The sequence below is a fragment of the Amorphoplanes friuliensis DSM 7358 genome (assembly GCF_000494755.1).
GTDB lineage: Bacteria > Actinomycetota > Actinomycetes > Mycobacteriales > Micromonosporaceae > Actinoplanes > Actinoplanes friuliensis.
This window is the reverse complement of record NC_022657.1, coordinates 8,124,049-8,135,978: the sequence shown is the minus strand read 5'-3', so window position 1 is coordinate 8,135,978 and position 11,930 is coordinate 8,124,049. Positions and strand designations below refer to the sequence as shown.

Below are 11,930 nucleotides of genomic sequence, written 5' to 3'. Positions count from 1 at the left end.
GCAAACGCGGTCAGGGGCGGCGGCCGTACAGCAGCTTGACCGCCTTGACGATGCGCTGCACCTGCGCGGGTGTCCGCTCGAAGGTCATCGCGGGCAGCAGCGACGGCGCCCGGCGCACGGTGATGGACTTCGCCCGGCCGAACTCGCGCAGCCCGTCCTCGCCGTGGATGCGGCCGAAACCGGAGTCGCCGACACCACCGAAGGGCAGCGTGGCCATGCCGACGAAGCTCAGTGTCGAGTTCACCGCGACCATGCCGGTGTGCAGCCGCCGGGCGATCCGGATGCCGTTGGCCTTGCCGAAGACGGCGCCACCCAGGCCGTACGGGAGGGCATTGGCCTTGGTGATCGCCTCGTCGGCGTCGGCGACCCGGGTGATGGTCAGGGTCGGGCCGAAGGTCTCCTCGCGGATGGCGGCGGAGTCCTCGGGAACGTCCACGAGCACGGTCGGCGCGACGTTCGGCGGCTGGACCGCGTCGGCGCCACCGAGCACCGCCCGGCCACCGCTCGCGAGGGCGTCGTCGATGTGGCGGCGGATGATGTCGACCTGCCCGGGCATGGTGATCGGGCCGATCTCCTCGCCGAGCCGCAGCTTGCCGGCCTTCTCCACGACGGCGGCCACGAACGCGTCATAGACCGGTGCGACGGCGTACGCCCGCTCGATGCCGATGCAGGTCTGCCCGGCGTTGGTCATCGCGCCCCAGACGGCGGCCTCGGCGGCGGCGGTGACATCCGCGTCGGCGTCGACGATGAGCGCGTCCTTGCCGCCCGCCTCGATGACCACCGGTGTCAGGGTCTCCGCGCAGGCGGCCATGACCTTCTTCGCGGTGGCGGTCGAGCCGGTGAAGGCGACCTTGCCGACACCGGAACGGCACAGCGCGGCGCCGACGTCACCCAGCCCGTGCACCGTCTGGAACACCGGCTGCTCGGTCACGACCTCGGCGAAGCTGTCGGCCAGCCACTGACCGACCGCCGGGGTGTACTCGCTGGGCTTCAGCACCACCGCGTTGCCCGCGGCCAGCGCGCCGCTGATCGGTCCGAGCGGCGTCAGGATCGGGTAGTTCCACGGGCCGATCACGCCGATCACGCCGTACGGCTGGTATTCCAGGTGGCCGGAGTGCTCCGCGACCAGCAGCCGGGTCTTCGTGCGGCGAGGGCCGAGCACCCGCTTGGCGTTCCGGGCGGCCCAGTCGATGTGCTCGATCGCCGCGGTCGCCTCGACGATGGCATCGGCGAGCGGCTTGCCCGTCTCGGCCCGGGTGAGCTCGGCCAGTTCCTCGATGCGCTCGGCGAGCAGTGCCCGCCAGCGCAGCAGCCGCACCTTGCGCTCGTCGAAGCCGAGTGAGGCCCACCAGGCGCCCGCTGTCCGCGCGCGGTCGACGGTCGCACCGACCGCCTCGGCGTCCGAGACCGGGAGGCGGCCCGCCTCGGCACCGGTCGCAGGGCTGGTCGAGACGAGGAAGCCGTCCTCGACCACGGGCATGCCGGGTGTACGGGTAGCCGTCATGAACGTGAGTCTAGGTCGCATTCACCGTGCCGTACCTCACACGTACGCTTGATTGTCGTGAGTCCTCGCCGTAATCGCCCCCGTCGCGACGCAGAAGCACCTGCGCTGCGCGAGGAGGGCAGCCGTCGTGGCATCGAGGGTGTCCAGCAGTATCAGGACGGCGAGTGGATGGTCCGGTCGATCTTCGGCGGCGCGGCGACCAAGACGTACAAATGTCCTGGTTGCATGCAGGAGATCCGCCCGGGTGTCGCGCACATCGTGGCCTGGCCGGCCGACGACCGGGGCGACGAGAGCGACCGCCGCCACTGGCACACGGGCTGCTGGCGGGCCCGCGACCGCCGCGGCCCGACGGTGGAACGCTCCCGCAACGCACCACGCTATGGGCGAGGATGACGACCGTGACCAATCAGATCCGTGCCAACTCCGTCCTGCCGGCGCACCGTGAGGACATCGAACTCCACACCGCCGACGGACTGACCCTGGTCGGCGAGCTGGCCCGCCCGGAGTCCGGTGAGCCGGTCGCCACCCTGGTCTGCCTGCACCCGCTGCCCACCCACGGCGGGATGATGGACAGCCACGTCTTTCGCAAGGCCGCCTGGCGTCTCCCGGCGCTGGCGGGGCTGGCGGTGCTCCGCTTCAACACCCGCGGCACGTCGAGTGTGCGCGGCACCAGCGAGGGCGAGTTCTCGTCGGCCGTCGAGGAGAAGTACGACGTCGCGGCGGCCATCGAGTACGCCGAGTTCCAGGACCTGCCGAACATCTGGTTGCTCGGCTGGTCGTTCGGCACCGACCTCACGCTGATGCACGGCCTGGACCCGGCCGTCACGGGCGCGATCCTGCTGTCGCCGCCGCTGCGCTTCTTGTCGGAGTCGCACCTGACCGCCTGGGGCGGCAGCGGCAAGCCGGTCACCGCGCTGGTGCCGGAGTTCGACGACTACCTGCGCCCGCCGGAGGCCCGCGAACGATTCGCCGCGATCCCGCAGGCCGAGGTTGTCGGGGTGCCGGGCGCCAAGCACCTGTGGGTGGGTGACGCCGAGACCGTGCTGGACGAGGTCGTGCGCCGGGTCGCGCCCGATGTCGAGGTGCCGCTGCCCCGCACCTGGGACGGTCCGATGGAGTCCGGTGACATGAACGCCTACGCGAACCGCACGGTCGCGGCGTTCTCGGACGTCCCGGTGCCCAAGCCTCTCCGGGACTGACCGCTACTTCTCCTCCATGCTGGGGTTCACGACCTCGCGCACGATCAGCTGGATCGCCGCCACCATCGGGATGGCGATCAGGGCGCCGATGACGCCGAAGAGGCCCACTCCCAGCAGCGCCGCTGTCACGGCGGCCACGTCGCTGACCTTGACCGAGCGCCGCATCACGTTGGGGTAGATCAGGTAGTTCTCCACCTGCTGATAGATCAGGAAGAACACGAGGCAGACGATCCCGGTGGTCAGCGACGAGGCGAAGCCGACCAGGCTGACGATCACCGCACCCAGGGTGGCACCGATCTGCGGGATCAGGTCGCAGACGGCCACCACCACGGCCAGCGCGAACGGGTAGGCCAGGCCGACGATCATCGCGAAGACCCAGGTGCTGAGACCTGCCAGCACCGCGATGGCGATGGCGCCGACCATGTACGCGCCGACCTTGCTGAGGATCTCGTCGGTGAGCAGGCGTACCCGGTCGCGGCGGCTGCGCGGGACCAGGGCGTACCCGCCTTCCTTGATCCGGTCGAAGGCCGCCATGAAGTAGATGACCAGCACGATCACGGTCAGGACGTTGAAGATCGTGCCGAAGAGCAGCCTCGCGCCGCCGACCACACCGCCCAGGGCGTTCGTGACCGTGCCCGCGTTCAGCGCGCTCTGGACCTTGCTCAGGACGTCGTACCGCTGGACCAGGTCGTTGACGGTCTCGTTGCGCTGGAGACTCTCGATGAAACTCGGGACGTTCTGGATCAGCTGCCCGGTCTGGGTCACCAGCGGCGGCACCAGCGCGAACACCCCGCCGCAGAGCAGTAGCACGATGCCCAGGGCCAGCACGGCCACGGCCGGCCCGCGCGGCAGCCCCCACGCGCGCAGCCGGGTCACCGCCGGGTTGAGCCCGATCGCCAGGAACAGCGCGATGAAGATCAGGACCAGGATCGAGGCCGCGTTGCGCAGACCGAGGAAGATCCCGTACGCGGTGATGAGCCCGAGCCCACCCAGGAGGCCGATCAGGAACGGGTTACGCCGGCTGAGCGGCGGACCGGGACGCCCGAACTGACCGGGGCCCTTCGGCTCCTCAGGGGCGTCCGCGGACGGCTCGGGGTCGTCGGCCGGCGGGTGCACGGCTTCCGCCTCCGCCGGGCTGTCGTCGGCCGTCACCGGAACCTCCACAGGGGACCATCGGGAGGTCCGTGCGGCGGTCGGCGACCGGGACGGTGAACGAACTTCCCGGCGGGCAATTTAGCGGTACGGACCCCGTGCCGCCACCCGCCGGGAGTGAAGTGCTCCTGCTCAGTCGGCGTCGACGCCGACGCGGCTGTCGGTCGGCCGGGCCGTCACCTTCGCCGAGGCGGTCACCTTGGCCGGTGCGGCCGCTGCAGCCGGAGTGGCCGGGCCCGATGCAGGCGTCGCGGCCTTGTCCGTGGTCGTGGAGGCCTTCTCGGGAGCCGCGTGCTGGCCGCCGCCCGAGGTGGTGGTCTGCGGTGCGGACGACGGCGGAACAACAGCGGCGTGACCGGTGGCCACCGGCGCGACCGAGGCGGCTGCCGCGGCCACACTGGGCGACGACAGATCCTCGTCGTCGTAATCGTCCTCGCCGTCGGGCGAGGCAGCCGCAGCCAGGACCGCGGCGGCGGCGAGCTCGGCGACCCGCTTGGCCTCCTTTTGCACCTGGCGGCGGACGTCGGTGGCGCGGCGCTCCGCGGCCTCACCCGCCCGCTTCGCCTCGGCGACGTGCACGAGCTCGGCCTCGAGCTCCTTCTTCACGTCGGCCAGGCGCTGCTGCATGCGTTCCGCCTCGGTCTCGGCGGCCTTCGCGCGGGCGTTCGCCTCGGCGACCTTCTTCTCGGCCTCGGCGGTCTTGGCCTGCGCCGCCGCGAGATCCCGGCCGGCGCCGGCGATCTTGTCCTGCTGAGCGGCGATCTCCTTGCGGATGGCGGTGGCCTGCTCGTCGGAGCGGCGCAGCACCTCCTCCGCATATTTGTCGGCCTCGCTGCGCAGGTCGGCGCACTGCTTCTCGACGGCGGACCGCATCTGGGTCAGCTCCTGCGTCAGCTCCTGGCGGCGCTGGGCGACCTCGCGGTCGACGGTCGCCTTGAGCTCGGCGCGCTCCCGCTCGGCGTCCGCGCGCAGCTTGGCGACGTCCTGCTGGGTCTTGTCCCGCAGCGCCTTGAGCTCCTGGTCGGCCTGCATCCGGGTCGACTTGACGTAACCGTCGGCCTCGGCGCGGGCCCGCTGGGACTCCTGCGCGGTGCGCTCGGTGAGCTGCTGGGCCTCCGAACGGGCGCGGGCGAGCGTGGACTCGGCCTCCGCGCGCAGCTGCTCGGCGGCCTGACGGCTGGTCGCCAGCGACTTCTCGGCGGCGGCACGCCGGGCGACGTCGGCTTTTTCCTCGTCGGCGCGGCGGGCGGCCAGCGCGATCTCGAAGTCGCGGATGCCGTCGTGGGCGTGGGCCTCGGCCTCCGCCCGGATCCGCTCGGCCTCGGCCAGACGGGCGGCGATGTCGTCGGTGGCGGAACTCTTGATGTCCGCGGCGACTTCTTCGGCCTTGGCCAGTATTTCCTCGACCTTGGGTCCCAGATGGCGGAACGAGACCTCGGCGCCCATGCCCGGCCGGCGCCGCGCCTGGTTGGCCTCCTGCTGAAGCCGGTCGATCTGTCCGGCCATCGCCTGGATCTGCGAGTAGGCCTGCTCGCGCTCGCTCGCCAGAGCCGCTATCTCGTTCTCGGCCCGCGCGACATAGCGTTCGACCTGCTTTTTCTCATAACCCCGCAGGGCGGTCTCGAAGCTGGGCTCGGAGGCTGCGTCTCCACCGAGACCGAAGATTTCCCCGCCGTGCGACATACTTTCCATCCTCACATACGCATCGTCCCGTGACGTGCCGATACACACCGGCCTGGCGGGACTGTGCGTCTGGTTGTGATTTGTCTGTGCCCAGGCTACGTGTGGAAACAAACGGGCCGCACCGGAGGAGCTCCGGTACGGCCCGCAAACGCCTTCGCACAACCGGCCCGGTTCCTTCAACCGTTACGCAAGCGCAAGGGTGGCGCAACCGGGAACCGAGTGGCAAACGACTCAGCTGGACTTGGCGACCGCCTCGGGCTGGCCGGCTTCCTCGGCCTCGGGCTCGCGCGGCGCCGGGGCGTCGGACTTGGCCTCGGCCTGCTTGACGACCTCGGCGGCCTTGGCCGCGGCACCGACCGTCGGCACCAGGCCGGAGAGGCCGGAGAGCATCTGGCCCAGCTGGTTGGTGACCGCGTCCTTCTGACGGGTCAGGTCGTCGACCTCACGCTTGGCGGCCTGCGTGGTCAGCTCGGCCTCCGTGCGGGCCTCGCTGAGCAGACGGCTGGACTCGGAACGAGCCTCGGTGACCGTCTTCTCCGCCAGGGCGCGGGCCTTCTCGACCGTCTCGATGGCGGTGCGCTCGGACTCGACGCGGCGGCTCTCGGCGCGCTGCTCGATCTCCTTGGCGCGGTCCTCGGCGGCGCGGGCGCGCTCCTCGGCCTCGGCCACCATCTTCTGGGTGGCGTTGACCTGGGCGGCGTGGCGCTGCGACTCCTCGCGCTCGCTCTTCTCCCGGCGCTCCGCGGTCTCCAGCGCGAGGGCCTGCAGGTCCTTGTCGCGCTTGTCGCGGGCGTCGGTCAGCATCTTGGTGGCCTCGGCGCGCTTCTCCTCGGCCTCACGGGCTGCCTTGGCCCGCAGCTGGGTGATCTCCCGCTCGGCGGTGGCCCGCAGCGAGGCGACCTCCCGCTCGACGGTCGACTTGAGCTCGGCGACCTCGTGCGCGGTGACCGTGCGCAGCTGCTTGGTCTCGCGGTCGGCGTCCGAGCGCAGCGTGTCCGCCTCGCGCCGGGCCTGCACGCGATTTTCCGCGGACTCGCGCTCGGCCTGCGTGCGGACCTGCCCCGCCTCACGCTCGGCGGTCGCCTTCATCGCGGCGGCCTCGGCACGGGCCTTGTCGGTGATCTCGCGTGCTTCGAGGCGGGCCGCGGAGAGGATGCCCTCGGACTCCCGCTTGGCCTCGCTACGGTGGTCGTTGGCCTGTTCCTCGGCCAGCCGGAGGATCTGCTCGACCCGGGTGCCCAGCCCGGAGAGGGTCGGCCGGTTGTTCTCCTCGAGGAGCTTGTTGCTGTCGGCCAGCTTCTGCTCGAGGGCGTTGAGACGCTGCTCCGCCTGGCGCAGCCGGCGCTGCGCGTCGTTCATCCGCTGCTCGGCCTCACCGCGGGCCTGCTCGGACTGGTTCAGGGCGGCGACGAGCCGGCCGAGATGGGCATCCACCTGCCCGCGGTCGTATCCACGCAGGACAACCGTGAAGTCGTGCTGCGAATTTGCGCTTTCGAAGAACGCGAGATTGGCATCCTGCTGCTGGGGCATTGGGACATACTGGCAGACCCCCCAGGGGGCCACGCAAGACCGTACGGGCCGGGTATTCCCGCCCGAGATCACCTTCGACCGGGCTCCCGGAGGCCGATGTCGGCCGTTCGGATGGCGTCGCGGGGTGGTTGCCCGCACAGCGTCGTCACGCCGCTACCTGCTGTGCCGCCCGGAATCGGAAGATCGTCGCACACGGTCGCCCCGCGGCGCTCGCTGTTGCCGACGATCCTGCCAGTCCGCAGCAGTAACGTCAGGACTTTTCACCCGCAAGGCGTACTAATCAGGAGGGTTGCACCAACTCGACCAGGACACCGCCGGCGTCCTTCGGGTGCACGAAGTTGATGCGCGAGCCGGCCGTGCCGCGTTTCGGCTCGTCGTAGAGCAGTCGCAGCCCGCGGGCCCGCAACGCGTCGCTGGTGGCCTCGACATCCGCCACCGTGTAGGCCAGTTGCTGCAGTCCCGGGCCGCTGCGGTCGAGGAACTTCGCGATCGCCGAGTCGGGGCGCAGCGGCGCGAGCAGCTGGATGCGCGCGCCCGTGCCGTCGTCGCCGGCCACGAGCATCGCCTCGCGGACGCCCTGGTCCTCGTTCGTCTCCTCGTGGACGCAGCGCATGCCGAAGATCTGGGCGTAGAACAAGATCGCCTCGTCCAGGTCGGGCACCGCGATGCCGACGTGATCGACGCGGAGCAGGCCCACCTCGGGCAGCGAGTCCAGGTCGCGAAGTGATTCCATGTCGGAGAGTGTGACATTCTCGCGGCGGTCCCCGGGGAGTAACAGAACGGCCATCCGGTTACGCTGACCTAACCATCGTTCAGGAGAAAGCGAAGCCTCCCGTGACCAGCTCGGTGATCGTCAGCGGCGCCCGTACGCCCATGGGCCGCCTCCTCGGCAACCTCAAGAACCTGCCGGCCACCGCCCTCGGCGGGTACGCCATCGCGGCAGCGCTCGAGCGCGGCGGTGTCGCGCCGGACCAGGTCCAGTACGTGATCATGGGTCAGGTGCTGCAGGCCGGCACCGGGCAGATCACCGCACGGCAGGCCGCCGTCGCCGCGGGCATCCCGATGACCACTCCGGCCGTGACGGTCAACAAGGTCTGTCTTTCTGGCCTCGACGCGATCGCCCTGGCCGACCAGCTGATCCGCGCCGGCGAGTTCGACATCGTCGTGGCGGGTGGCATGGAGTCGATGACCAACGCCCCGCACCTGCTGATGGGTCAGCGCCAGGGCAAGAAGTACGGCGACATCCTCGTCCGTGACCACACCGCGTTCGACGGCCTGATGGATCCGTGGGACGGCATCTCGATGGGCGAGTCCACCGAGCGCAGCGGCGCCGGCCTCGGGATCACCCGTGAGGAGCAGGACGCCTTCGCGGCGCTCAGCCACCAGCGGGCCGCGGCGGCCCAGCAGAACGGCCACTTCGCCGAGGAGATCGTTCCGGTCAAGGCGGGCCTGCGCGGGGTCGACAAGCTGATCGACACCGACGAGGGTGTGCGTCCCGACGCGACAGCCGAGTCGCTGGGCGCCCTGCGGCCCGCGTTCTCCAAGGACGGCACGATCACCGCCGGCAGCGCCTCGCCGATCTCCGACGGCGCCGCCGCGGTCGTCGTGATGAGCAGGGCCAAGGCCGAGGAGCTCGGGCTGACCTGGCTGGCCGAGATCGGCGCGCACGGCAACGTCGCGGGCCCGGACGCCTCGCTGCAGGCCCAGCCGGCCAACGCGATCAGGCACGCGCTCGGCAAGGCCGGCCTGGCCGTCGGTGACCTCGACCTGATCGAGATGAACGAGGCCTTCGCCCAGGTCGTGCTGCACTCGATGCGCGAGCTCAAGGTGAGCGAGGAGATCGTCAACGTCAACGGCGGCGCGATCGCCCTCGGCCACCCGATCGGCATGTCGGGCGCCCGCCTGGTGCTCACGCTGGCGCTGGAGCTCAAGCGGCGCGGTGGCGGGCTCGGTGCGGCCGCTCTCTGTGGTGGCGGCGGGCAGGGCGACGCGCTGCTCATCAAGGTGCCCACCGCTTGATCGTGAGGCAGGATGCGAGGGTGAGGACCCGGGACGTTCCGACGCTGGTGGCCCGTGCGCGGGAGGGCGATCCCCGGTCGGTCGCGCGCCTGATCACCCTGGTCGAGAACGGCGACCCGAAGCTCGCCGAGGTCGCCGCGGCGCTGGCCCCGTACGCGGGCCGGGCTCAGGTGGTGGGCCTGACCGGATCTCCTGGGGTGGGCAAGTCCACGACCACGAACGAGCTGGTCCGCGCGTTGCGCAAGGCCGGGCACCGCGTCGGTGTGCTCGCGGTCGACCCGTCGAGCCCGTTCACCGGGGGCGCGATCCTGGGTGACCGGATCCGGATGCAGGACCACACCACCGACCCCGGCGTCTACATCCGGTCGATGTCGAGCCGCGGTCAGCTCGGTGGTCTCGCCGCGGCGACCCCGCAGGCCGTGCGCGTGCTCGAAGGCGCGGGCTGTGACGTGGTGCTCGTCGAGACGGTCGGTGTGGGCCAGGCCGAGGTGGAGATCGCCTCGCTGGCCGACACCACGCTGGTGCTGCTCGCGCCCGGGATGGGCGACGCGATCCAGGCGGTCAAGGCGGGCATCCTCGAGATCGCCGACGTTTTTGTGGTCAACAAGGCCGACCGGCCGGGCGCCGATGCGACCTACCGCGACATCCAGGGCATGCTCTCGCTCGGCGAGCGCAGTCCGGGCGAGTGGCGGCCGCAGGTCGTGCGGGCCGTGGCGGTCAAGGGTGAAGGTGTCGACGACGTTGTCGCCGCCATCGAAAAACACCGGGCGTGGCTGGAGTCGTCCGGCCGGCTCCAAGCCCGGCGGGAGGCGCGGGCCGCCGCGGAGGTCGAGGCCATCGCGCTCGGCACGCTCCGTGCCCGCCTGGGCTCATTGCGCGAGGGTACGGCGCTGAGCGACCTCGCCGCGCGTGTGGCCGCCGGCGGGCTCGACCCGTACGCAGCAGCCGAGTCGCTGATCAAGGACCTCTAGCCGAACTCCGCGAGCGTCTCCACGATCAGGTTCTCGTCCCAGCTCAGGCGGCCCGAGGCGAGGTCGTCGACGAGCGCGTCGAGCCAGGTCAGCTCCGCGCGCAGCATCGCCGAGCGGTACTCGTCCTCGATCAGGAAGAGCCGCGGCAGCCCGGGTGGCGCCTGGGCGTCGATCTGCGCCAGCTTTTCCCGCAGTGTCGTGGCGCGGCGTTCGAGCAGGGTGCGGACTTCAGCCGGGTCCAGGATCGGAAGGAACGCCAGCGCGGCCGGGAATTCCGGGAACTCGCGGGCCGGCGTGGGCAGCATCTCGGTCAGCCAGCGCCGCAGGGTGGCGCCGCCGGCCTCGGTGATCTCGTAGACCGTGCGTTCGGGGCGCCCGGCCTCCCGCGCGGTGCCGCCGGGCCGGGCCAGACCGTCGCGGACCAGCCGGTCGAGCGCCTGATAGACGCTGTTGCGCTGGGCGACGTTGACCAGTTGGTCCTGCCCGCGCTCCTTGATCATCTGCTGCATCCGGTACGGGTGCATGGGCGCCTCGGCCAGCAGAGCCAGCAGCACCATCGCCAGGGTCGACCGGCGAGGCAGCGCAGACGTCATGGTCCACAGCCTAGGGGTTTCCCCGGGGTTGCCAGCCATAGTCATGGCATGCATAGTCATTCTATGACTAAGACAGCAGTCGTCGCCGGTGGTGGCATCGCCGGCACCGTCGTCGCCCTGGCCCTGCACCGGGCCGGGTTCACACCACTGATCCACGAGGCCCACGACCGCGGAGCCGACGAGCGCGGCGCGTTCGTCACGGTCGCCGAGAACGGCCTGTCCGCTCTCGAGGCGCTCGGCCTCGACCCGCGGCAGGTCTTCTCCGCCGGGTTCGCCACCCCGGCCATGGCGCTGCTGACCGCGGCCGGGAAACCGCTGGCCGAGCTGCCGCTGGGCACCACGACCACCACGATCCGGCGTGCGGACCTCTACCTGGCCCTGCGCGCCGAGGCCGTGCGCCGCGGCATCACGATCGCGTACGGCAAACGCCTCACCGGCCGGACGCGGCGGGACGGCGGTGTGACCGCCCACTTCGAGGACGGCAGCGCCGTCAACGCCGATCTGCTGGTCGGCGCGGACGGTCTCCACTCGCGGACACGGACGGCCCTGGACCCGGCCGCACCGGCACCGCGCTACCTAGGACTGCTCAACGCCGGCGGCTTCACGGCCGGTCCGGTCGCTCCGGCGCTCGCACCCGAACCCGGTGTCATGCAGATGGCGTTCGGGCGGAAGGCGTTCTTCGGCTGGGCCACGGCGCCGGACGGCTCGGTGTGGTGGTTCGCCAACCCGCCGAGCAAACAGCCCGTGGACCCGGCCGCGTGGACGCCCGCCACCTGGAAGGCGCGCCTGCTCGAGCTGGTCGCCGGCGACGGGATGCCGGCGGCGGCGATCATCGAGGCCAGCGACGAGATCGTCGGGCCGTGGAACACCTGGGACCTGCCGCGGGTGCCGGTCTGGCGTGACGACCGGACGGTGCTGATCGGTGATGCCGCGCACGCCGTCTCGCCGTCCTCGGGCCAGGGTGCGTCGATGGCCATCGAGGACGCCGTTGTCCTGGGCCGTTGCCTGGAAGCCCGGTCCGACGTCGGGGCGGCGCTCGCCGAGTACGAAGGGCTGCGGCGGGGACGGGTCGAGAAGGTCGTCGCGTACGGGAAGCGCAGCGGCAGCACCAAGGCCGCCGGTCCGGTCGGCGCGGTGCTCCGGGACGCCATGACACCGCTGGTCATGCGGCTGCTCTATCGCAAGGGCAATCCCCAGGCCTGGATCCTCGACCACCGGATCGGCTGAACGCCTCAGGTCGCCGGGCCGGCCGCCGATCACACCGTTCAGCCGTCCCGTC

At 71.2% G+C, this 11,930-nt stretch carries 11 protein-coding genes; 5 read left to right on the top strand and 6 right to left on the bottom strand.

Annotated elements, in window-relative coordinates; all coding sequences use genetic code 11:
• Window positions 1-10: 10 nt before the first annotated feature.
• Window positions 11-1,504 (bottom strand): aldehyde dehydrogenase family protein, encoded by a 1,494-nt coding sequence (locus tag AFR_RS37435; protein ID WP_041841426.1) that lies wholly within the window; start codon window positions 1,502-1,504, stop codon window positions 11-13.
• A gap of 57 nt (window positions 1,505-1,561) precedes the next feature.
• On the opposite strand from AFR_RS37435, the gene AFR_RS37430 reads away from it, so the two are divergent.
• Both AFR_RS37430 and AFR_RS37425 read left to right on the top strand, forming a co-directional pair.
• Window positions 1,562-1,897: an Rv1322 family protein gene (locus AFR_RS37430; protein WP_202963966.1), complete on the top strand. Its 336-nt coding sequence runs from the start codon at window positions 1,562-1,564 to the stop codon at window positions 1,895-1,897.
• A 5-nt stretch (window positions 1,898-1,902) separates the two neighbouring features.
• The gene (locus AFR_RS37425) at window positions 1,903-2,703 is read left to right on the top strand and encodes an alpha/beta hydrolase (protein WP_023562036.1); all 801 of its coding nucleotides are present in this window, start codon (window positions 1,903-1,905) and stop codon (window positions 2,701-2,703) included.
• A gap of 3 nt (window positions 2,704-2,706) precedes the next feature.
• Here AFR_RS37425 and AFR_RS37420 read toward each other — a convergent pair whose 3' ends face one another.
• The 4 genes from AFR_RS37420 to mce all read right to left on the bottom strand — a co-directional run bounded on the left by AFR_RS37420 (window position 2,707) and on the right by mce (window position 7,801).
• The gene (locus tag AFR_RS37420; protein ID WP_041843239.1) at window positions 2,707-3,819 is read right to left on the bottom strand and encodes an AI-2E family transporter; all 1,113 of its coding nucleotides are present in this window, start codon (window positions 3,817-3,819) and stop codon (window positions 2,707-2,709) included.
• Window positions 3,820-3,987: 168 nt separating this feature from the next.
• Window positions 3,988-5,538 (bottom strand): coiled-coil domain-containing protein, encoded by a 1,551-nt coding sequence (locus tag AFR_RS37415; RefSeq protein WP_023562034.1) that lies wholly within the window; start codon window positions 5,536-5,538, stop codon window positions 3,988-3,990.
• Between the two features lie 231 nt (window positions 5,539-5,769).
• Entirely contained in the window at window positions 5,770-7,068 is a 1,299-nt protein-coding gene (locus tag AFR_RS37410) for a DivIVA domain-containing protein (protein WP_023562033.1), read from the bottom strand.
• Between the two features lie 280 nt (window positions 7,069-7,348).
• Window positions 7,349-7,801 (bottom strand): methylmalonyl-CoA epimerase, encoded by a 453-nt coding sequence (mce, locus tag AFR_RS37405; protein WP_023562032.1) that lies wholly within the window; start codon window positions 7,799-7,801, stop codon window positions 7,349-7,351.
• Between the two features lie 140 nt (window positions 7,802-7,941).
• Here mce and AFR_RS37400 point away from each other — a divergent pair, with 140 nt between their 5' ends.
• Both AFR_RS37400 and meaB read left to right on the top strand, forming a co-directional pair.
• Window positions 7,942-9,087 (top strand): acetyl-CoA C-acetyltransferase, encoded by a 1,146-nt coding sequence (locus AFR_RS37400; RefSeq protein ID WP_052359895.1) that lies wholly within the window; start codon window positions 7,942-7,944, stop codon window positions 9,085-9,087.
• Window positions 9,088-9,107: 20 nt separating this feature from the next.
• On the top strand, window positions 9,108-10,058 hold the full coding sequence (gene meaB, locus AFR_RS37395) for a methylmalonyl Co-A mutase-associated GTPase MeaB (protein ID WP_023562030.1): 951 nt from the start codon (window positions 9,108-9,110) through the stop codon (window positions 10,056-10,058).
• On the opposite strand, the gene AFR_RS37390 is transcribed toward meaB, so the two are convergent.
• Window positions 10,055-10,651, bottom strand: coding sequence for a PadR family transcriptional regulator (locus AFR_RS37390; protein WP_023562029.1), 597 nt, complete (start codon window positions 10,649-10,651; stop codon window positions 10,055-10,057). The two genes, meaB and AFR_RS37390, sit on opposite strands and share 4 nt — an antisense overlap.
• 63 nt (window positions 10,652-10,714) lie before the next feature.
• On the opposite strand from AFR_RS37390, the gene AFR_RS37385 reads away from it, so the two are divergent.
• Window positions 10,715-11,878 carry an FAD-dependent oxidoreductase gene (locus AFR_RS37385; RefSeq protein ID WP_023562028.1) on the top strand — a complete coding sequence of 388 codons (1,164 nt, stop codon included), beginning with the start codon at window positions 10,715-10,717 and terminating at the stop codon, window positions 11,876-11,878.
• The last annotated feature ends 52 nt before the right edge of the window (window positions 11,879-11,930 follow it).

Bases quoted from the DNA above. Each gene is read 5' to 3' on its own strand.
- AFR_RS37435 (WP_041841426.1), bottom strand. From the start codon at position 1,504: ATGACGGCTACCCGTACACCCGGCATGCCCGTGGTCGAGGACGGCTTC.
- AFR_RS37415 (WP_023562034.1), bottom strand. From the start codon at position 5,538: ATGTCGCACGGCGGGGAAATCTTCGGTCTCGGTGGAGACGCAGCCTCC.
- AFR_RS37410 (WP_023562033.1), bottom strand. From the start codon at position 7,068: ATGCCCCAGCAGCAGGATGCCAATCTCGCGTTCTTCGAAAGCGCAAAT.
- mce (WP_023562032.1), bottom strand. From the start codon at position 7,801: ATGGAATCACTTCGCGACCTGGACTCGCTGCCCGAGGTGGGCCTGCTC.
- AFR_RS37400 (WP_052359895.1), top strand. From the start codon at position 7,942: ATGGGCCGCCTCCTCGGCAACCTCAAGAACCTGCCGGCCACCGCCCTC.
- AFR_RS37390 (WP_023562029.1), bottom strand. From the start codon at position 10,651: ATGACGTCTGCGCTGCCTCGCCGGTCGACCCTGGCGATGGTGCTGCTG.
- AFR_RS37385 (WP_023562028.1), top strand. From the start codon at position 10,715: ATGACTAAGACAGCAGTCGTCGCCGGTGGTGGCATCGCCGGCACCGTC.